Source organism: Phytohabitans flavus, assembly GCF_011764545.1.
Taxonomy (GTDB): Bacteria; Actinomycetota; Actinomycetes; order Mycobacteriales; family Micromonosporaceae; genus Phytohabitans; species Phytohabitans flavus.
On record NZ_AP022870.1, the window covers coordinates 6981653 to 7002266 of the forward strand.

Here is a 20614-nt window from a genome sequence, read left to right on the forward strand (position 1 = left end):
GTGGCCCTAACGTTAGTCGCCCGAACGATCCGGGACCAAGGGTGGCTCCAGTCACATCTGGACAGGCCCTCGCCGGCGGTGCCGGCGAGGGCCTGGGTGACAACGGCGGCGGTAGCGCCGACCGCGGTGTGGATCCGGGTCAGCCGCGCAGGCTGGCCATGTTCTCGTAGCTGATCGCGGCCGCGCCCAGCGAGCCACCGCCCGCGTAGCTCGGCGCGTTGTCCTGCTCGTACATCGGGTTGTGGTAGCCCTTCGCGCCCATGTTGGCGAAGAACGTGCCGTAGTCGATGTTGCCGGTGCCCAGGGGGACCATCACGTATCCGGAGCCGACTCCCGGTGCCTCAGCGGTGCGCGCACCGTCCTTGGCGTGGAAGAGCGGGAAGCGGATGGGCTGGGCCTGGACGACGGCGAGCGGGTTGAAGGTGTTCGGCACCACGGTCCCGTCAGCCGCCGTGTAGCTGATGAACCGGTGCTGGGCCACGTGCGCCCAGTAGATGTCCATCTCCAGGAAGACGTAGTCCTTGCTGGTCTGCGCCAGGAAGTACTCCAGCTTGCGGACGCCGGAGGACCGGGTGGGCCGGCCGAGCGCGTCAAGCGGGCCGCTGTCGAGCAGGAAGTTGTACGCCGCGTCGTGGTTGTGCGTGTACAGCTTCAGCCCGAATCCGGTCATCGCGCGCTCGCCGAGGATGTTCCACCGCTCGGCGGCGGCGTCCCAGTCGGCCTTGAAGTTGCTGCTGGTCGGGTCGTTGCCCGTACCGATGTGCCCGAGGCCGAGGATCGCCGCGATCTCGCAGGCGGCGTCGAACTGGGCGAGCGTGGTGTCGGTGAGCGTCGACGGGATCGAGCCGTGGTTGCCCTCGGCCTCAAGCCCGTTGTCGTCCAGCCACGTCCGCAGCAGCGCCGCGCCGGCCGGGTTGCCGAGGTTGTTTCCACCCTCCGAGTTGGCGTGCTGGGTGTACCCGGCGAACTCGACCTGCTTGTAGCCGAAGCGGGCCAGCTCCTCCAGCACCCGGCGGAAGCCGGACGGCTGCGAGGTGGTCAGCGGGTCGCGGCTGATCGCGTCGCGGACGGTGTACAGGATGATCCCGCGCTTGCCGGGCGGCACCAGCACCCCGTTGCCTCCCGCCGCGGCGGCCGAAGGCCAGCCGGTGACGCCGAGCGCCGCGGCACCGGCGGCCGCGCCGGCCGTGGCGCCTAGAAAGCGGCGCCGGCTCAACCCATGGTTGTCGTTCATGTCGATCTGCCTTCCATCGATGAGGTGGGTTCCCGTGGTTAACGTGGGGCGCCCCGGTCCCGGTGGGGCGCCCGGAAGGTGGCTAGGGGGTGACGCCGACGCCCGCGCCGGTGAACTGGACCCAGTTGAGGTTGCCGAAGCCACTGGCCGGCCCCCGCTTACGGGCTGGAACACCAGGTAGAGCTTGTGCGTGCCGCCCGGATCGGTGATCGGGACGGTGGTGCTGGTGAAGGCGTTGTTGCCGGAGGTGGCGTTGACCGTCGCGGTGGCGAGCACCGGACCGTCCACCGCGTCCAGCCGCAGCTGCACGGCAAACCTGGGCTGCCCGGCCGTGGCCGCGCTGCCGCCTGAGGTGCGCAGGGTTACCGCGGTCATGTTCTGCAAATTGACGGTGTTGTTGATGGCGATCCAGTCGCCTGGGTCGAGGCTGCCGCGCTGCTGCCCGGCGCCGGTGTCGGCGCTGTTGCCCACGGTGGTACCGGACTGGGCGCTGGCGAACTCGACCTGCTGCAACTTGTCCTGGATCACCTGCTGATCCACTGTGGTCAGTGCCGGCTGGCCGTTCGCGCCGTTGTCCGTGTAGCGGGCGCTGATAGCCCCGAAGATGTACCCGCCATGCGACGCGTCGTCGGCGAGCGTCGGTAGGACGCCGGAGCAGCCGAACTGGTTGGCTTCGCCGTGGCCGTGCTCGTCGTGGCCGAGTACGAAGGTGACCTCGACCCGGGAGCAGTCGATCGGACCGTCCTCCGGGTCGGTGACGGTCACCGACCACGGGATGTTGTCACCCCAGCTGAAGAACCCGCCCTCGACCGGCACGTTCACCGTTACCGAGGGCGCGGTGTTGCCCACGGTGATGGTGGTGTTGGCCGACGCCGTCTTGCCGCTGGAGTCGGTCACCGTCAGCCGCGCGGTGTAAACGCCGTTGGCGGTGTACGTGTACGAGGGGTTGGGGTCGATCGAGTCGGTCGTGCCGTTGCCGTCGAAGTCCCACGCGAAGGAGATCGAGTCGGCCGGGTCGGGGTCGTTCGAGCCGTCGCTGGAGAACGCCACGTTCAGCGGCGCCTGCCCATTTGTCGGCGTGGCCTTGAGCACCGCGTTCGGCGCCCGCAGGCCCTTGACGTAGCTGAACTTGAGCATTGCCGCGTCGGGGTTGATGTTGAAGAACCCGTCGCCGTACGTGAGCAGGTAGAAGTTGCCGTCCGGTCCCCACTTCATGTCCATGGGGTTGTCGCACAGGAACGGCTGCGTCGGCGTGGTCGGCGCCTGCCCGCAGTTCAACAAGCTATTGATCTTGAGGATGTCGCCCTGCGAGTCGAGCCGGATCTCCTTGAGAGTGTCCCGGGTGAACTCGCCGAAGAAGATCGCTCCGTCGTAGTACTCCGGGAACTTGGTCTCCGAGGCGAGGTTGGGGTCGTAGTCGTACTTCGCCGCGCCGTGCGGACCCACCCCGCCGGTGCCGAGCTCGGGCCAGAGCACGGGACAGGTCTGGGTCGGCGTCGACAGGTACGACTCCGGGCACGGCGTCGGCGCCTGGAACGAGTACCACAGCTCCGACTTCTTCACCGTTGGCAGCGAGGTCAGGCCGGTGTTGTGCCGGGACGTGTTGCGCGGTGCCGCGCAGTCGAAGGGCGCGACCGGCGAGATCGGGCTGGTGGTCCAGTTCATCTCGATGTACGGCAGGTTCGGCTGCACGCACATCGGCCAGCCGTAGTTTGCCGGCTCGTCCACGACCATCATCCGGCCGGTGCCGGCCGGCCCGCGCCCGACCTGCGGGGTCGAGGAGTCCGGCGAGTAGTCGGTGACGAACGCGACGTCGTTCTTGTCCACCGTGATGCGGAACGGGTTGCGGAAGCCCATCGCGTAGATCTCCGGGCGGGTCTTGTCACCCGGGTCGGCGGACTCGGCGAAGAGGTTGCCCGGCGGGATCGTGTACGACCCGTCCGGCTGGACGGTGATCCGCAGGGCCTTGCCCCGTAGGTCGTTGGTGTTGGTCGAGGACCGGCGGGCGTCCGCGAACGGCGCCTGGTACACGCCGGTGGCGCTGACCGAGTCGTTGTGCGGCGAGAACCCGCCGGAGCCGCCGGCACCGGAGGGCGTGTCGTCGCCGGTGACCAGCCACAGGTTGTTGTGCGAGTCGAACGCGATGTCGCCGGCGACGTGGCAGCAGGCACCCCGGTCGACCGGCACGCGCATGATCTGCTGCTCGGTCGCGAGGTCGAGCGAGGGCGTCTCCCCGTCCACGAACTTGAACCGGGACAGCTGGAAGTACCCCTTCCAGACCTCCCACGCGGCCGGGTCGGTGCTCGTGGTCGGCGCGGCTCCGGCCGGAGTGTTCAAGGTCGGCGCGTAGTACAGGTACACCCATTTGTTGGTCGCGAAATCCCGGTCGATGGCCGGCCCGTACATGCCGTCCTCGCTGTGCGTGTAGACCGGAATCTGGGCCAGGACCGTGGTGCTGTTGGTGGCCGGGTTGTGCAGGCGCACCCCACCGCGGCGGTCGGTCTGGATCACCCGGCCGTCGGGCAGCACATCGAAGCCGATCGGCTCGTTGACGTTCGGCTGGGCCCCGATGACGGTCATCTGGTAGTTGGCCAGCACGGTCGCGCCGCAGTCGCCGTCGGTCACGCCGGCCGCCCAGCGGATCGCGCCACCCAGGTGCGCGGCGAGGTCCTCGCTCCCGAAGCTTTCCGCCGTACCGCCCAGCCCGGTGTAGAACGAGCGGCCGCCCTGGTAGTCCTTGCACCAGGTGATGGGGTGGTCGGCGCCCATCGTGCCGCCGGTGTACGTGGTCTCGTCGACCGTGGCCAGCACGTGCGACACGCCGCGCACATTGGCGGCGAAGTTGTACCACCGGTCGGTGCGGTTCCACCGTTCGGGCAGCGTCTCCGAGGCCGGGTGCACCCGGTCGGCGACCTTGATCGTGGCCGGCGCGACCGCGGAGGCACCGCTGGCCCGCGCGCCGAGCACGTTGGTCAGGAACGACCAGCTGGGCTCGGCCTCGATCGCCGAGTGGATACCGACGAATCCGCCGCCATCGCGGTAGTACTCCTCGAACGCGGCCTGCTGGGCGTCGCTCAGCACATCGCCGGCGGTGTTCAGGAAGACCACGACGCGGTACTGCTGGAGATGTGCCCGGTCGAACTTCCGGGGATCACCGGTGACCTGCACCGCGAACCGCTGGGCGTTTCCGAGCTTCTGGATCGCGGCGACACCGGCCGCGGTGGACGAGGGCGTCGCGCCCTCGCTCTTGGTGAAGACCAGCACCTTGAACTGGTTGCCGGTGCTCCCGGGCGCGGGCTCGGCCAGAGCCGGGCTCGCGGTAGGGCCACCGACCAGCGTGGCGGCGGCCAGCGCGAGGGCACCGGCGGCAGCCAAGGCCCTTCGTCTGATTGAGGTCGTGTGCATCGGGCTCCTTCACGGGCCAGGACGCGGCCGGGCCCGTTTGGCAGGCAGCTGGAGCCGTCCGGACGCGCGGACGCGCCTCGGCGAGCTGCGAATACGGCTGGTTGGGGTCAGGACGCACGCGCCGCACGGCGACGCGGACGTCGGACACGCGGCCTCGCCGAAGATGCCGCCGGAGGTGGGAGCGAAGAGGGTGGGTTGTATCGCGGAAAGGGATGCCACACCCTCGCGCCGCCAGGCCTAGGGGTCGGTGCCAACGGAGCCCTTTGACCTTCTTGTGTCTAGGACGTTACAACACCGATTCCCAAAACTAAATACCCGTTCGCCTTGACTTCTGATCAGACTATGCAATCTTTCAGTCAATCGAACAAAAGCTATTCACGACCTGCAAAAAGCCACTCCGTCCACCCCAATAAGCGCCCACACGCCCCACGCGTTACACCCCCGCCCCAGCGCTCGCCCGAGAGGCAAATGGGCCCTACGGGCCCATACTCAAGCCCGCACCGCGAGGCGTCCGAGGGCTCGACCCAGACGCTTGTGGGGCCCCGTAGGGCCTTACTCGAACCGCAACCAGCACGCGAACCACGACCACGACACCGTGGGGGCGTCCGGGGCTCAGCCCAGACGCATGTCAGCCCGATCGGGCCTGCTCAAACCGCAACCAGCACGCGAACCACGACACCGCAACCAGCACGCGAACCACGACCACGACACCCTGGGGCGTCCGAGGGCTCGCCCCAGACACATGTCAGCCCCATCGGGCCCGCTCGAACCGCAACCGACACGCGGACCGCAACCACGGCCGTGGGGCGTCCGGGGGCTCGGCCCCCGGAGCAGATATGACAAGCGACGCCGGTCCGCGCTAACCGCGGACAGACGTCGCCCAAGCTTGTGGAGCTGAGGGGATTTGAACCCCTGACCCCCTCGATGCGAACGAGGTGCGCTACCGGTCTGCGCCACAGCCCCGCCGCTGGGCCGGAGCCCAGCAAGCCGTCCCGCTCGCCAGCAAACGTGGCAGCGGACCGGCGACAAGGCTAACAGGTCGCCCACCTTCACCGCGAATCAGATCCCGGCGTGCCGCGCTCACCGGATCTGGCCTGCGGAAAGCCATCAGGCCGAGTGCGCGGCCCCGGGGCGCCCGGCCTCGTAGGCCCGGCCGCGCAGCCCGCCCGCCCGGCGGTACGACACGGAGGGCGCCTGTACGCCGGTCTCCAGCCCCATCGCGGCCCGGCGCACCGCCTCGCGCTGTGCGGCCAGCCGGCGCTGCTGCTCGCGGCGCCACGCAGCGCGGCGGGCCTGCTCCCGCCGTACCTCCGCCTGGCGGGCCGCCAGCCACGCGGCCTCACGGGCCTCCTGGCGGCGCCGGCGGCGCTCCTGCAGCGCCCGGTTGCGCAGGTGCACCACGTACACCACCAGCAGCGTGCCGGTGACGCTGACGCTGATCCAGAAGCCGGGGCCGACCACGATGACGCCGACCAACTCGACCAGGTTGAGCAGGAAGAGCGCGGCGAGCACCCGGCGGCGCCGGTAGACCGCTGGCGTGTGGCGGCGCGTGGGCGGGCGGCGGCGTGGGCGGGCAGCCTTGGCCGGTACCGGGCGCAGGCGGCCACGGCGGCTCGTCGGGGCGGGCGAGACCGGGGCCGCCGAGACCGGGATACCGGAGACGGGCGCGGCCGGGCGGAGCGAGAGCACCACACGGGAGGCGCGGACCGGCCGGGCTCCGGGCACGGTACGGCGACGGCGGTGGCGTTGCAGCACCCGCGCCGTCGACTGCGCCCGCTCCGCCACCAGGCGCTCGGTCGCGTCGTACCGGCGTACCAGCGCCGGCGCGAGGGCGAGCAGCCCGGCGGCGGCGAGGACGGCGAGGAGCACCGAGGTCGGCACCCTCACCCCTCCCATCACCCTGACGGCGACCTGTCGCCACAGCAGCGCCGCCGAAGCCGTCACCGTTGTCCCAGTTAACTGAGGTTAAAGGGGCTGACCAGGAACAAGGGGCGCCGCGCCGCAGCACTCGGGGGCCAAAGATCAACGATGCCCCAAAGGACACGGACGGGTGGCGGGTCAGGCGGCGGTCGCGCGCAGGCGGTGCCACCGCGCCAGCAGGCCGCCGTCCGCCGCGACCTCCTCGCTCGTCAACGCGTACCCGATGTGGTCACGCCAGGCGCCGTCGATGTGCATGTACCGCGGGTGGTATGCCTCCTCGCGGAACCCGAGCTTTTCCACCACCCGCCGGGAGGGCTTGTTTTCCGGCCGGATGTTCACCTCGAGACGGTGCAGCCCGCCCGGGCCGAACGCATGGTCGACGGCGAGCGCCAGCGCGGTCGGGATCACGCCCTGCCCGGCCACGCGGGAGTCGATCCAGTAGCCCACGTACGCCGAGCAGAAGGCCCGCCGCACGATGTTGCCCAGGTTGAGGTGGCCGACCAGGTGGCCGCGCAGGCAGACCGCGAACGGCATGCTCTCGCCACGCCGGGCCGAGCGGCGCTGGTCGCGGTGCACGTACCGGAAGGCGGCCGGCGAGTTGAGCTGGTCCCAGGGGCCGGGCGGGGACGACTCCCACGGGGCCAGCCAGTCCTGGTTGGCGCGCCGCACCTCGGACCAGGTGCCCGCGTCGGAGCGCCGGTAGGGGCGCAGTGAGACGTGCCCGTCGGCAAGAACGACCGGCCACCCCGGCGTCACCGCGAAGATCATCTGCGCCGGTCCAGCAACAGCACATCCACAGTGGAGCCGGCGGTCGCGGTGGTGACCTTTTCGCCGAGCACCAGCAGCCCGTTGGCCTCGGCCAGCCCCGACATCGTGTACGGCCCGCCGGGAAGTGGCTGCACCGTGTAACCACCGCCGCGCCGCTCGGCCACGTGAGCCGGCCGGAACTCGCGCAGCCCCGCCGGCGACGGGACCGTCTCCAGCAGGTGGGCGCGCACGCTCGGCCGGAAGACCGGCTCGGCCCCGGCGAGCAACTGGATCGCGGGTCGGGCCAGCACCTCGAAGCCGATCAGCGCCGCTGCGGGTTCACCCGGTAGACACACGATCGGCACCTCCTCACCACCGACCGTACCGAATCCGAGGGTGGTTCCGGGATACAGCGCGACGTCCTGAAACGTCACCGCGCCGTCGCGCCGGGAGAGGATGCGGCGCACCATGTCGCCAGGCCCGTTGCCGGTACCGCCGGTGGTGACGATCAGGTCGGCGCGCAGCGTCTGGTCCTCGAGAAGCCCCCGCAGCCCCTCGGGGTCGTCGTCGCAGATGCCCACCCGGTACGCCATCGCGCCGGCCTCGACCGCCGCGGCGGTGAGCGCGTGCGAGTTGGCGTCGACCACCTGGCCGGGCTGGCTGGCCCGGCCCACGTCGACAAGCTCGTCGCCGGTGGCCACCACGACCACCCGCGGGCTGGAGCGGACCACCACGTGGCCGATGCCGGTGGCCGCGAACACGGCCACGAGTGCCGGGTTGACCTCCGTGCCGGCATGCGCCAGCAGCGTGCCGGCGGGCAGTTCCTCGCCGGCACGACGCAGCCCGTACCCCCGCTTGGGGGCCCGGAAGATCTCGACGGCGGCCATGCCCTGGTCGGTCCACTCCACCGGCACCACGACGTCGGCGGCGGCCGGCAGCGGCGCGCCCGCGGCGACCGAGAAACAGGTCCCCGCGGTGAGCCGCACCGGCCGCCAGCTTGCCGCACCGAGGTCACCCACGACGTTCAGCCGCACGCCGCTGGCCCGCAGCGCCCCGTCGAGCGACGCGGAGGCGCCGGCGACGTCCTCCCAGCGGGCCGCGTACCCGTCGATCGCGGCCTGGTCGAACGCCGGGTAGGCGTGCGCCGCCACCACGTCCTGGGCGAGCACGTTCCCATACGCCTGGGTGAGGTCGAGGTCGAGCGGTGGCAGCGGCCGCAACCTGCGCAGCACGCTGCCCAGGTAGTCGGCGAGCGGCGTCAGCTCGTTAGCGGCCGCCTCGGCATCGGCCGTGGATGTCATGTACGTGTCCCCACAAAGTTACGCAGCCACGAGGTGAACGCCTCGCCGAGATCCTCTCGCTGGGACGCGATCTGCACGACCGCCTGGAGGTAGCCAAGCGGCATGCCGGTGTCGTAGCGGGTGCCGCGGTAGACGATGCCGTGCACCGGCGTCCCTTGATCCAGCAGCATCGCCATCGCGTCGGTCAGCTGGATCTCACCACCGCTGCCCGGCCCGGTGCTCTTGATCGCCTGGAAGATCGCGCCCGGCAGGACGTACCGCCCGAGCACCGCAAGGTTGCTCGGCGCGTCTTCCTGCGATGGCTTTTCCACCAGGCCGGTCACCCGCACCACCTCGCCGATGTCGGCGACCTCCGGCTCCGGGTCGATGACGGAGGCGATGCCGTACCGCTTGGTCTCCTCGGGCGCTACCTCCATGAAGGACAGCACGATGCCGCCGGTGCGCGCCTGAAGGTCCAGCATCGCCGGGAGCAGCGGGTCGGCCAGGTCGACGAACTCGTCGCCGAGCAGCACCGCGAACGGCTCGTCGCCCACGTGCGCCTCGGCGCATCCCACCGCGTGCCCGAGGCCCAGCGGCTCGTGCTGGCGGCAGGTGTAGATGTCAGCGAGCTGGCTGGGCTTGCGCACGGCCGCCAGCCGCTCCTTGTCGCCCTTCTCCTCCAGCCGCGACTCCAGGTACGGCTGGCGGTCGAAGTGGTCGACCATCGATGTCTTGCCCCGCCCGGTAATGAGCAGGACGTCTGTGATCCCGGCGGCCGCGGCCTCCTCCACGATGTACTGGAGGACCGGCCGGTCGACCACCGGCAGCAGTTCCTTGGGCACCGCCTTGGTGGCGGGCAGGAAGCGGGTGGCCAGGCCAGCGGCCGGGATGACCGCCTTGATGGCTCGTCGACCAGAGGGGAGGGTGGTGGCTGCGTGCTCCGACATGCCGCGAGACTATCGGCCACGGCTCTGTCGCGGCGGGTGAGTCCCAGGTGACGCGCCGCCGGCCCGGGGCAGATTGTCATCCGGGGGTGCCGCGCCGGTCGGCACCGGTAGCTCCCGCGACTCTGGACGCGCACCGTCCGACGCGACCTGGTACGTGTCGCGACCGGCCGCTTTCGCCGCGTACAGGGCGTCGTCGGCCCCATCCAGCACCTGCGCGCCGGTCACGCCGTGGTCGGGATAGACGGCGATGCCGATCGAGACGGACACGCCGATCGATTGTTCGCCATACTCGACCGGCGTGTCGCGGATCGCCGCGCCGAGGCGCTGGGCCACGATCGCGCCGCCCCGCGCATCGGTCTCGGGCAGCAGTACCACGAACTCTTCACCCCCCTGCCGGAACGCGAGGTCCACCTCCCGCACCTCTGCTCGCACCCGCCGGGCGAACTCGGCCAGCACCGCATCACCCGCCGCGTGCCCGTACGTGTCGTTGACCTCCTTGAAGCGGTCGAGGTCGAGCGCGAGCACCGCGAGCATGCGCCCGAAGCGGCTGGCCCGTTCCACCTCACGACGTACGGATTCCTTCAGGTAGCGGTAGTTCCAGAGGCCGGTCAACGGGTCGGTGAGCGAGAGCCGCTGCGCCTCCTCGTGTACCCGCACGTTGTCGACCGCGACCGCGGCCTGCCCCGCGAACGTCCGGAGCGTGACCAGGTCCGCGTCGTCGAACTCGTCGAAGCCCAGCCGGTCGTACAAGGCGAGCACGCCCAGCGCGGGCGGATCGAGGTCCGTACCGCGGGTGGGGCTGGCGAAGGGCAGCGCAACGTACGTGAGGCAGCGCGGCTCCTGGTCCGTCATCGGCGGGCCGTCGCGGTCGACCCGCCCGCGCAGCGGCTCGCCGGTCGCGGCCACGAGACCGAGGAGGCCGCGGCCCACCGGTACCCGCAGGTCGGGTTCGTCGAGCCCTTCCGTGCACTGGGCGACGAGCGTGCCGTCAGCGGGGTCGAGAAGCAGCACCACGCCGGCCCGCGCACCTGTCGCGGCGAGCGCGGTCTGCAAGATCACCTGGAGAATGCGGTGCAGGTCGTGGGTGCTGGAGAGCGTGTCGCCGAGTACCGCCAGGTGGTTGCGGAGCTGGTCGCGGCTGGCGGTGAGCGCCCGTACGTACGACTGGGTCTCGCGGGTCATCCGGTTGAACGCGGCGGCCAGCCGCCCCACCTCGTCGCGGGCCCGTACCGGCACGCGGGCCGCCAGGTCGCCACCGGCCACCCGGTCGGCGGCGTGCCCGAGCTCGGCGAGCGGGCGGGTGGTCGAGCGGGCCAGCCACCAGGCCGCGAGCACCGCGAGCAGCCCGGCCAGCACCACCGCACCGATCAGCACCGCGTAGATCCCGTCCGGCTCGCTGCGCGGTACCGACAGGGCGAGCGGCAGCGGCTGGCCGGGCGAGGGGTCGATGCGCCGCACGTAGCGGCCGGGCGCGGACTCGGCGACGGCGTCTCCCCGTACCCCGAGGGCAGCCTGGACCACCGCCTCGCGGTAGCGGGTGGACTCGGTGGTGTAGGTCGGGCCGGCCCGCAGCGTCACCGCCGCGCCCGCGGCGTCGGCGAGCCGGCGGACGAAGGCCGTGTCGACGGTCTGCGCCACCTCGACCGAGCCGAGGACGACGCCGGCCGCGTCGCGCCGCTCGACCCGGACGGCGAGCGCCTGGAACCCGCCGGGCGTAGCGCCGGAGCAGTCGGCCCAGGGCCGCGCCGGGCCGCCGGGCGTGGTCATTCCGTCGACGTGTACCACCGTGGCGAGCCTGCGGCCGATGACCTGGTCGGCGACGGCGAGGCGCTGCTCCGGCGTCGGCGGTAGGGCGACGGCGTCGGCCACAGCGTGCAGCTGCTGGCAGAGCGCGCCTACCGAAGAATGGACGGTGGCGGCAGCGAAGGCCAGCCGGTCGACCGAGCGGTCCCGGCTCACCGCCGCCACGGTGGCACCCACGAAGAAGGCCCCGAGTAGCACGGGACCGAGCACGACCGCGAGGAAAGCGGTTGTCAATCGCCCACGGAGCGTCACAGTTGCCTCCTCAACTGGGATGCTGGCACAAGGACTAACTCAGGTGGGTTATGGCAGGAGTGTTGCGTGCCGGATTTATCGGATCTTCCGCGAAAGGCGACCCTCAGGGCCGCGCTGCTCGACCGTCGGCGGGCGCTGCCGGCTTCCACGCTGGAGGAGGCGTCCGCGCGGATCGCGGCTGAGCTTGGCACCCTGGTACGGCAGGAGGAGCCCAACTGCGTCGCCGCATATGTACCCGTCGGTCCGGAGCCGGGCGGCCCCGGCCTGCCCGAGGCGCTGGAGGGGATGCTGGGCACAGAGGGGCGCATGCTACTGCCGGTGCTGCTACCCGACCTCGACCTGGACTGGGCGCTCTACCACGGGCCGTACACGCTGACGCCCGGCCCGCACGGGCTGCGCGAGCCCAGCGGCCGCCGGCTGGGACCCGAAGGGATAACCACCGCGAATATGGTGGTGGTACCCGCCGTGGCCGTGGACCTGCGTGGCACGCGGCTTGGGCGGGGCGGCGGCTCCTACGACCGGGCACTGAGCCGGGTGTCGCCGGACACCCTGGTCATAGCGCTGTTGCACGACGGCGAGGTGGTCGAGCAGGTGCCGGACGAGCCCCACGACCGGCGGGTCAACGCGATAATCACTCCTAGCGAGGGCCTGGTGATGTTGCCCGCTTGAGGTGGACGCAACGGCCGTCGGTGGCGCATTATTAGCACTCGGATTAGTGGAGTGCCAGCCTGCGGAGGATCCGTTGCCCACCTACCAGTACGCCTGCACTGCGTGCGGCCACCAGCTCGAGGCGGTGCAGTCCTTCTCCGACGAGCCGCTGACCGAGTGCCCGGCGTGCGAGGGCCGGCTCCGCAAGCTCTTCAACTCCGTCGGCATCGTGTTCAAGGGCTCGGGCTTCTACCGCACCGACTCCCGCTCCTCGTCCGACAAGTCCGCTGACTCGTCGTCGACCTCGACGTCTTCGGACACGTCGTCTTCCTCGACCTCGTCCTCGTCGACCTCGTCTTCGAGCTCGTCGTCGGAGAAGTCGTCGTCCTCGACGTCTTCGTCCAGCTCAGCCAGCAAGCCCGCCGCGGCGGCGACCTCCTAGCAGATCCACCGGGTGCCCGGGTGTTATCCACACCCGGACCGGTTATCCACAGGCGCCTGTCCGGCGCGATCGGGCTACCCCGCCCGGGGCCTACCGTCCTGGGCCATGCGGGAGCCCACCCTCGACCCCGTACGCCGGCCTCGGCTGCCGCGCGGCCGCACGCTGCTGCGCACCGGGCTGATCGCCACGTTTCTGCTGACCGCGCTCGCCGCGCTCTTCGCCCGCGACCCGGCGCCCTCCTGCGCGCCACCGCCGACCGCCGCCGCTCCGGCACCGTCCGTCGATGCCAGCGGGCGCCTCGCGGTGCCGCCGGGCGCGGTCGGCGTGCCGGTGCGGCTTACCGAGCCCGCGGTGCTGGCGCTGGTCCACCCTGGAGATCGGGTCGACCTGCTGGCGGCGGGCAGCGCCACACCGCCGGCTTCGCCTAGCCGCGATTCCACGCTCCTGGCGCGCGACGCACTGGTGCTGGGTGTGGTGGGCGCCGACGGGGCGATACTCCTGGGGCTCGACCCGGAGCGGGCTCGCTCGATCGTCGGCCTGCCCGAGGGCACCCGCTTCGGCGTAATGGTGCGACCGAAGTGAACAGGTCAGTGATCAGTCCCAGTGGGGCGGCCGGTCCTCCAGGAGTCGGTCGTCGTTCGAATACGACAAGTCACCCCACCCGCGATCGGTGTCGTCGCGGGTCTGGTCCGGCAGCACCGGGAGGTCGTCCTCGTCAAGGTCGACCATGCGGTCTTGATCTTCGCGCAGGTCTTCCGCCCCGTTCACGGAAAGCAGCGTACCGAGGCATGGTTAACCGCGGGGGACAGGTTGGCGTTGATAGCGTCAGTGAGCGTGACGACCCGCAACGGCGGTCCGGCCGACGACGAGTTCTGGCGGCGGCCGGCAGATGGCGCCCCATCCCCGCCCGAGCCGCCTCCCGCCGAGCCGCCCGCACAGCCGTACCCCGGGCCGCCGCCGAGCGCACCGCCGCCGAGGGGATGGCGCCCGCCGGTCGTCCTTCAGCCGTCCGCGCCGCGCGAGCTCCCCGGCAGGACGATGCGGGGATCGAGGAAGAGGAGCGGAACGCACGCACGCTGACGTACGGCATCGGCATGATCGCCGCCGCCGTGCTCGTGGTGGTCATCTGCCTGCTCTGCTCGCGAGTGCTGTTCTGAGGTTCATCCAGGTTCCGTATGCCTTGCTGGTGGCCGATTCGCGTGCTGTTATTGCTAGATGCACGGCGAAGAGCTGCTGCGGTCACGCGGCCTGCGGGTGACCCGACCGCGTCTCGCCGTCCTTGATGTCCTCGCCGGTGGCGGCCACCTTGAGGTCGACGAGATCGCCCGGCGGGTGCGCACCCGCCTCGACTCCGTCTCCACCCAGGCGGTCTACGACGTGCTCGGTGCCCTCTCTCGCGCTGGCCTCGCCCGGCGGCTCGAGCCGGCCGGCAGCCCCGCCCGCTACGAGGCCCGCGCCGGTGACAACCACCACCACGTCGTCTGCCGCGGCTGCGGCGAGGTGGCCGACATCGACTGCGCCGTCGGTGAGGCCCCGTGCCTCGACCCCAACGTCTCGCACGGCTTCGAGATTGACGAGGCGGAGGTCACATTCTGGGGGCTGTGCCCGGCCTGCCAGTCCCGCAAGACCGATGACATCTGAGGATCTCGGGCTCTTCGGCCCTGACTCGGTGAGTTGGCGGGTGCACGAGGAGCCCATCCTCTTCGTCGCCGGCCTGCGCTCGCTCTACCTCCAGGCTCTGCACCCCCTGGCCGTGGCGGCCGTGGTGCAAAACTCCGACTACAAGAGCGACCCCTGGGGCCGGCTTGTCCGCACCTCGCAGTACGTCGCCACCACTATCTACGGCACCACCGCCCAGGCCGAGGCCGCCGGACGCCGGGTGCGCGCGCTGCACGCTCGGCTGCGCGGCACCGATCCGAGCACCGGTGCCGCGTTTCGGGTCGACGAGCCTGACCTGCTGCGCTGGGTGCACGTCGCCGAGATCGAGTCCTTCGTCTCCACGGCCCGCCGCGCGGGCGTGCCGCTGAGCGCGGCCGACATCGATACGTATTACGCCGAGCAGCGCCGCGCCGCCGCCCTCGTGGGCCTCGACCCCGCCACGGTGCCCGGCAACGCCGCCGAGGTGTCCGAGTACTACGCGCGCGTCCGCCCCGAGCTGGGCATGACCAAGGCTGGCGCCGAGACCTTCCTGTTCCTCAGCCACCCGCCGCTCCCGTGGCGGCTGGGCCTTACCCCGGTTCGCCTCGCGTACATGGGTGTCGCCGCCACGGCGTTTTCGCTGCTCCCGCCCTGGGCCCGCCGGATGTACGGCGCGCTCGGCCTGCCCCTTGCCGACGTCTCGGCCGACGTATCCGTGCGCGGGCTGCGGCTGCTGCTGTCCGCGCTGCCCAAGCGCTACCGCAGCGGCCCGATCCACAAAGGCGCCATGGAACGTGCCGCCCGCGCCCGGCAGGCCGCCGACCTCGTCGCCAGCTGAGCCCAAAATCGTTGGACGGCGCGGGCCGTCAGGACCATCGTGGGCCGCATGCGGCAAGAGGAGATCTGGCGGCAGGAGGACCTCTGGGACGTCGAGGCCGCCCAGAGGTACGACACGCCCGGCAGCGGCATGTTCGCGGCGCAGGTGCTGGGGCCGACCGTCGACCGCCTGGCCGAGCTCGCAGGCGACGGGCGGGCGCTGGAGTTCGCGATCGGCACGGGCCGGGTGGGCGTCCCACTCGCCGAGCGGGGAGTGCCGGTCACCGGCATCGAGCTGTCCCGCCCGATGGTCGACCGCCTACGCACAAAGGTGGACGAGACGGCACTCCCGGTCATCGTCGGCGACATGACCACCACGGTCGCCCCGGGCGAGTACACACTCGTCTATCTCGTCTTCAACACCATCTCCAACCTGCTCGACCAGGCCGCACAGGTCGCCTGCTTCCGCAATGCCGCCCGCCACCTCGCGCCCGGTGGCCGCTTCGTGATCGAGCTGTGGGTGCCCGAGCTGCGCAAGCTCCCGCCGGGCCAGGAGGCCGTCGTCTGGCAGATCGAGCCGGGGTACATCGGCCTCGACACCTACGACGTGCTGCGCCAGCACGTGGTCTCGCACCACGTCAGGTACGGCGCAGGCAAGGAGGCCCGGCTGACCCGCAGCCCGCACCGCTACATCTGGCCCGCCGAGCTCGACCTGATGGGCCAGCTGGCCGGCTTCGAGCTGGAGAGCCGGCACGCCGACTGGTCCGGCGCCGAGTTCACCGAGGACTCGCGCTCGCACGTCTCGGTCTACCGCCTCTAAAGATCTTTCGGGCTCGGGGCCATCGGGCCTGTCCACATTGGCGGTCGCAGAAACTTCACAAAAATGGAGATTTGAGCTACCGCGACGTCCGCTGTGGTCCGGACCGCTGCTCCCGCGGCCTCACCCTCCGCGGTTCACGATCCCACCCGCCGGCATGGCCGGCCCCCGCGCAATGAGCAGCACTGGCCGATCTTGAGCACGATCCGACGGATCGTGGTATTTCGCTGCGCCTATGGCAGCAGTTGAGTACCACGATCGCCGGGTTGCTCCGACCTCATCGTGCGGATCAAGGGAACCAGGTTTCTGGGTCGCCGTAGGGCCGCCAGCACCCGGCTGTGAAGCCTGCCGGGTCGGCGGTCCAAGCCCAACCCGGGTCCTCATTTCGCGAGCTGTCGAGCTGGGCGCGTGGTCGCGCCCAGCCACAGAACCACGACACAACCTTGACTTCGGACGCGGACCCCTTGCCGCCAGGGTGCTGGGCGCATCGATGCGCCCAGCTCGAGAGGCACTCGGCCGCGACACCCTGAGGACCGTGCCGGTGGCCGGGAGGCTGGCCCACCACCGGCCGCACCGCGCCGCTGTCCGTCTCCATCGCGCAGCCGCTGCCGGGCGCCAGCGGCGCGTGCTTCTCGGTCGAGACCACCACAGCGTCGGTCGACGCACCGCTGGACGCCGGCATTGGTGACGTGCGCAGCTGTCGAGCTGCCACGTCTACGCGCCCAACCGCGCAGCGAGGCCAACGTCGGGGCTTGGACCGCAGACCCGGCGGCAAGCCCTCGGATCAGCCGACCACGACCCCTGGGGGTGAGCTTGCCGATCGCGAAGGGTGAGGCTGCGGGAGCAACGGTCCGAACCACGACGAACGTCGCGGTAGCTCAATCTCCTTGGTTTTGGATCTTTATCCGAGGCACGAGCCCGGGGCCAATTTGAACCCAAAGCTCTCTAGGCGTCGTCGACCGCCGGGGTCAGCACGCGCTCGACGGCGGCCCAGGGCTCCTTGGTCGGGGCCTCGGCGCCGGCCGGGCAGCTCTTGCGGAAGTCGCACCAGGTGCAGATCGGGCCGGGCGACGTCGGGAAGGCCTCGTCGGGGTCGCCGCCCTCGGCGACCGACCGCTCAGCGGCGACGATGTCGCGGGCGGTGTCTTCCGCGCGGGCGACCTGCCGGGCCAGCGACTCCGGCGTGTGCTCGTGCGCGGCCACGGTGCCGGAGGGCAGGTGGTGCAGCTCGACCGTGCGGCACGGGCGGCGGAAGACCCGCTCGGCCGCGTACGCATACAGCGCGAGGGCCTGGGAGCCGCGGGCGTCGTCGGAGTCGAGGCCGGTGCGGCCAGTCTTGTAGTCGACGATCGCCAGCTCGGGTCCATCGGGCCCGGGGCGGGAGTCGATGCGGTCGGCACGGCCGTTGAACGCCAGCACCGACGTCTTCACGGCCACCACGCGCTCGACCCCGAGCGGCTCGGTGGCCGGGTCCAGCGTCTCCACATAGGACTCGAGCCACTCCAGCGCCCGGCGGAAGGCGAGCCGCTCCTGGGCCTCGTCGCGGTAGCCCTCGCGCACCCACGTGCCCTTCAGCAGCGTGGGCAGCGCCTCGGGGCGACGGCGGTCGACCGGCAGCGCGAACCAGTTGCGCAGGGCGGTGTGCACGCTGGCGCCGAGCGAGTTGTGCGCCCAGGGCGGACCCTTCGGCGGGGTCGGACGGTCTACATAGGAATACCGATAGCGGCGCGGGCAGTCCTCGTAGGAGCCGAGCTTGCTGGGCGTACAGACGAAAAGTCGCTCCGGCATGCCCTCGAAGCCGAGCTGCTCCGGCTCTGACCGGCCGGCACCGCCGCGCGGACGCGGGGTCGCGGAATATGCCCTACGCACCCGACGATCCTCCCACCGCTGTACGACATCGCGCCGCCCGCCACGGCGGGACATCACCCGCCGTTCGTGTACTCCTGCACGAAAGCGGCCACCGCGTCGGCGATCAGCTGTACCGCGATCGCGGCCAGCAGCAGGCCCGCGATGCGGGTCAGCACCTCGATGCCGCTCGGCCGGAGCACCTTGACGATGCCACCGGAGAAGCGCAGCACCAGCCACACCACGGCCATTGCCGCGACGATCCCGACCGCTACCGCGACGTAGTCGGCCGCGCCGTCCGACCGCTGGACGAAGAGCATCGTCGCCACGATCGCGCCCGGACCGGCGAGCAGCGGCGTACCCAGCGGTACCAGGGCGATGTTGGAGGTGACCTGCTGGTTGGGGTCGCCGGTGCGGCCGGTGAGCAGCTCCAGCGCGATCAGGATCAGCAGGAGGCCGCCGGCGCCCTGGAGCGCGGGCAGGTCGACGTGGAGGTAGTCGAGCAGGTTCTGGCCGGCCACCGCGAAGACCACGATCACCCCGAACGCGAGGGCGACGGCCTGGGTACCGGCCCGGTTGCGCTCGCGGGCGGCGAGGGTGCCGGTGAGGGCGAGAAAGATCGGCACCATGCCCGGCGGATCCATGATCACGATGAGGGTGACGAACACCTCGCCGAACAGCTTGAGATCCACATGGTCACGCTAGAGGACCGATCAAGGCCCTAGTACAGGTACGCCCGTGGCGGCCGCGATGATCGCCTCGTAGGCCGCCGTCTCCGTGGTGAACGCGCCGAGCTTGACCTGCTTGTGCGCGCCATGAAAGTCGGAGGAGCCGGTGGCCACCAGCCCGAGGTCCGCGGCGAGCCCGCGCACGTGGTCGCGCTCGGCGGGCGAGTGTGCCTCGTGGTCGGCTTCCAGGCCAAAGAGGCCGGCCGCCGCCAGCTCCACGATCATCGAGTCGGGCACCACCGCGCCGCGCTTGGTCGCCTTGGGGTGGGCGAACACGGGTACGCCGCCCGCCTCGCGCACCAGCCGTACCGCCGTGAAGACGTCCGTGTCCTCTCTGGGCACCCGGTAGCGCTGGCCCAGCCACTGGTCCTCGAAGGCCTCGTCTGTATCGGCCACAAGTCCGGCCCGGATCAGTGCCTGCGCGATGTGCGGCCGCCCGACGGTGCCGCCGCCGGCGTACTCGCGTACCTCGTCCCAGGTCACGCCGAACCCGTCCACGCGCAACCGCTCGACGATGCGCTGTGCCCGCTCCTCGCGGCTGCGCCGCACCCGGGCCATCTCGGTCACCAGGGGCGGCACGGTGGGGTCGAAGAGGTACGCGAGCAGATGCAGCGGGATCGCCGGCGACTGGCCGTTCCACTGGCAGGAAAGCTCGGCGCCACGCACCAGCGCGAGGCCGTCGGGCCGAGCCTCCGCAGCCGGCACCCAGCCGGCCGTGGTGTCGTGATCGGTGATCGCGAGTACGTCCAGCCCAGCGGCAGCACCAGCGGCGATCAACTCGGCCGGGGTGAGGGTGCCATCGCTGGCGGCGGAGTGGGCGTGCAGGTCGATGCGCATCAGACAAGCATGGGGTCCACCACAAGCAGCCTGTCGTTGGTACCCACGCCGGACACCGGGACCTCTTCGACCTTCGGCTCCCGGCCCGCCTTGACCCGCATGAGGTCGCCGTCGCGGGAGACGTGCACAAGCGTGCTGCCGCCGGCCCAGGCTGCCTGGTCGCTCAGCTCAGGACCGGCATCGGCGGCACCGGCCTTGCCCTCGAAGACCAGGCGCAGGTCGACAAGCCGCGCCCGCCCGCCGCCATCGGCCACCAGCCAGTGGCCGTCGGGCGAGACAGTGCCGAGGCCGCTTGCGTTGAGCTGGAGCGTGCAGGCCGTCTTGAGCACGTTCAGCGCGTTGACCGCGTCGAGGAGGGCGAGGCACGGACGGTCGCCCGTCTCGGCGGAGACCTGGCCGACGACGGTACGGCCGTCGGGCAGCGGCCCGTAGATCTCGGAGGTGCTCGCCTTCCACGCCGGCTTGTACGGCGTGCCGCGCCGGGGCCACCACACGTCGAAACCGGCCCGCTCGGCTCCGGAGGCACCGCGCTCCATGACCACGCCGTGCCCGACGAAGCTCACCGGAAGCCCTTCCGCCGGCGCGGAGGCCTGGGTGGCGTCCTTGAGCGTGCCCTGGTCGACGATCGCGCTGAACAGCCGCGCGCTGTCCCGCCAGGCCACCCGGCGGCCGTCGGGCGCCAGCACCACCGCGTCGACCGCGTGGAGCACCTGGACGGAGGAGCCGTCGGACGCCACATACCAGAGCGTGGAGCCGCCGGACGGTGGGACGCCGACGACGAGCCAGCCCTTGGTGGCCTGGTGCGTCTGCGTGACGGTGCCGACCTGGGGCAGCGTGATCGCGGTGCCGGTCGTCGTGCGCAACTGGCTGGCGACCACAAGGTCGACCGGCACGTCGGTGGCGGACATCTTGTCGAGACCAATGGTGCCGTTCGGGACCGGGACGGCCGTGGTCGGCTCGATCGCCGGCAGTGACTGGACGATCTCCGGGGGCGGCTCGTCGACCCAGGCGGGCCCCGCGTAGCGCTGGTTGTCGGGGTTGAGCTGGACGACGCCGGCGGTGGCGGCAGCCGTGGCGGCGACGAGCAGGGCGGCGCCCACGATCGAACGGCGCCGGTCGATGACGCGCCCCTTGCCGATCGCGCGGCCGGCCGGGTCGTACCGGCCCACCGCGTGCCCCGGGTCTGCGGCCCGCGCCAGGGTCTCCCGCAGTGCCCGCTCCAGATCGTCCGATGCCACGCCCAATGGACGCCTTG

The 20614-nt window shown here is 71.3% G+C and carries 18 protein-coding genes and 1 tRNA gene; 6 read left to right on the top strand and 13 right to left on the bottom strand.

Going from position 1 to position 20614, the window contains the following annotated elements; translation table 11 throughout:
* Positions 1–139: 139 nt before the first annotated feature.
* From Pflav_RS30585 to Pflav_RS30615, 7 genes are all read right to left on the bottom strand, one after another.
* A complete protein-coding gene (locus Pflav_RS30585; protein WP_173040185.1) occupies positions 140–4639 on the bottom strand; it encodes a ThuA domain-containing protein in 4500 nt (1499 codons plus the stop codon).
* Between the two features lie 889 nt (positions 4640–5528).
* Positions 5529–5602 (bottom strand) — tRNA-Ala (locus Pflav_RS30590).
* Positions 5603–5746: 144 nt separating this feature from the next.
* Positions 5747–6520, bottom strand: a complete 774-nt coding sequence (gene sepX, locus Pflav_RS30595; RefSeq protein WP_173042723.1) for a divisome protein SepX/GlpR — start codon at positions 6518–6520, stop codon at positions 5747–5749.
* A gap of 177 nt (positions 6521–6697) precedes the next feature.
* Positions 6698–7327, bottom strand: a complete 630-nt coding sequence (locus Pflav_RS30600; RefSeq protein ID WP_173040187.1) for a GNAT family N-acetyltransferase — start codon at positions 7325–7327, stop codon at positions 6698–6700.
* A complete protein-coding gene (locus Pflav_RS30605; RefSeq protein ID WP_173040189.1) occupies positions 7324–8607 on the bottom strand; it encodes a molybdopterin molybdotransferase MoeA in 1284 nt (427 codons plus the stop codon). The genes Pflav_RS30600 and Pflav_RS30605 overlap by 4 nt, the downstream gene beginning before the upstream one ends.
* The gene (locus Pflav_RS30610) at positions 8604–9533 is read right to left on the bottom strand and encodes a UTP--glucose-1-phosphate uridylyltransferase (protein ID WP_173040191.1); all 930 of its coding nucleotides are present in this window, start codon (positions 9531–9533) and stop codon (positions 8604–8606) included. The genes Pflav_RS30605 and Pflav_RS30610 overlap by 4 nt, the downstream gene beginning before the upstream one ends.
* 9 nt (positions 9534–9542) lie before the next feature.
* On the bottom strand, positions 9543–11588 hold the full coding sequence (locus Pflav_RS30615) for a GGDEF domain-containing protein (protein ID WP_173040193.1): 2046 nt from the start codon (positions 11586–11588) through the stop codon (positions 9543–9545).
* A 66-nt stretch (positions 11589–11654) separates the two neighbouring features.
* Between Pflav_RS30615 and Pflav_RS30620 the strand changes: the two genes are divergently transcribed.
* Complete coding sequence (locus tag Pflav_RS30620) at positions 11655–12257, top strand: 5-formyltetrahydrofolate cyclo-ligase (RefSeq protein ID WP_173040195.1); 603 nt, start codon at positions 11655–11657, stop codon at positions 12255–12257.
* A 228-nt stretch (positions 12258–12485) separates the two neighbouring features.
* Here Pflav_RS30620 and Pflav_RS46450 read toward each other — a convergent pair whose 3' ends face one another.
* Positions 12486–12653, bottom strand: coding sequence for a hypothetical protein (locus Pflav_RS46450; RefSeq protein ID WP_232072833.1), 168 nt, complete (start codon positions 12651–12653; stop codon positions 12486–12488).
* Between the two features lie 130 nt (positions 12654–12783).
* Between Pflav_RS46450 and Pflav_RS30630 the strand changes: the two genes are divergently transcribed.
* Positions 12784–13260, top strand: coding sequence for a flagellar biosynthesis protein FlgA (locus tag Pflav_RS30630; protein WP_173040199.1), 477 nt, complete (start codon positions 12784–12786; stop codon positions 13258–13260).
* Positions 13261–13272: 12 nt separating this feature from the next.
* Here Pflav_RS30630 and Pflav_RS30635 read toward each other — a convergent pair whose 3' ends face one another.
* Positions 13273–13446, bottom strand: a complete 174-nt coding sequence (locus Pflav_RS30635) for a hypothetical protein (RefSeq protein ID WP_173032656.1) — start codon at positions 13444–13446, stop codon at positions 13273–13275.
* 20 nt (positions 13447–13466) lie between these two features.
* Between Pflav_RS30635 and Pflav_RS30640 the strand changes: the two genes are divergently transcribed.
* Genes Pflav_RS30640 through Pflav_RS30655 form a run of 4 tightly spaced genes read left to right on the top strand, consistent with a single transcriptional unit; the run spans position 13467 to position 15952 of the window.
* Complete coding sequence (locus tag Pflav_RS30640; protein WP_232072104.1) at positions 13467–13835, top strand: hypothetical protein; 369 nt, start codon at positions 13467–13469, stop codon at positions 13833–13835.
* 58 nt (positions 13836–13893) lie between these two features.
* The gene (locus Pflav_RS30645; protein ID WP_173040201.1) at positions 13894–14319 is read left to right on the top strand and encodes a Fur family transcriptional regulator; all 426 of its coding nucleotides are present in this window, start codon (positions 13894–13896) and stop codon (positions 14317–14319) included.
* Positions 14309–15154, top strand: coding sequence for an oxygenase MpaB family protein (locus Pflav_RS30650; protein WP_173040203.1), 846 nt, complete (start codon positions 14309–14311; stop codon positions 15152–15154). The genes Pflav_RS30645 and Pflav_RS30650 overlap by 11 nt, the downstream gene beginning before the upstream one ends.
* Before the next feature lie 48 nt (positions 15155–15202).
* Positions 15203–15952 carry a class I SAM-dependent DNA methyltransferase gene (locus tag Pflav_RS30655; RefSeq protein ID WP_173040205.1) on the top strand — a complete coding sequence of 250 codons (750 nt, stop codon included), beginning with the start codon at positions 15203–15205 and terminating at the stop codon, positions 15950–15952.
* A gap of 942 nt (positions 15953–16894) precedes the next feature.
* Here the strand turns inward: Pflav_RS30655 and Pflav_RS30660 are convergent.
* The 4 genes from Pflav_RS30660 to Pflav_RS30675 form a co-directional block, all read right to left on the bottom strand.
* On the bottom strand, positions 16895–17737 hold the full coding sequence (locus Pflav_RS30660) for a RecB family exonuclease (protein WP_232072760.1): 843 nt from the start codon (positions 17735–17737) through the stop codon (positions 16895–16897).
* A gap of 134 nt (positions 17738–17871) precedes the next feature.
* Positions 17872–18486, bottom strand: a complete 615-nt coding sequence (locus Pflav_RS30665) for a MarC family protein (protein ID WP_173040207.1) — start codon at positions 18484–18486, stop codon at positions 17872–17874.
* A 21-nt stretch (positions 18487–18507) separates the two neighbouring features.
* Positions 18508–19359: a PHP domain-containing protein gene (locus Pflav_RS30670; protein WP_173040209.1), complete on the bottom strand. Its 852-nt coding sequence runs from the start codon at positions 19357–19359 to the stop codon at positions 18508–18510.
* Positions 19359–20597: a hypothetical protein gene (locus tag Pflav_RS30675; RefSeq protein ID WP_232072106.1), complete on the bottom strand. Its 1239-nt coding sequence runs from the start codon at positions 20595–20597 to the stop codon at positions 19359–19361. The genes Pflav_RS30670 and Pflav_RS30675 overlap by 1 nt, the downstream gene beginning before the upstream one ends.
* Positions 20598–20614: the final 17 nt, after the last annotated feature.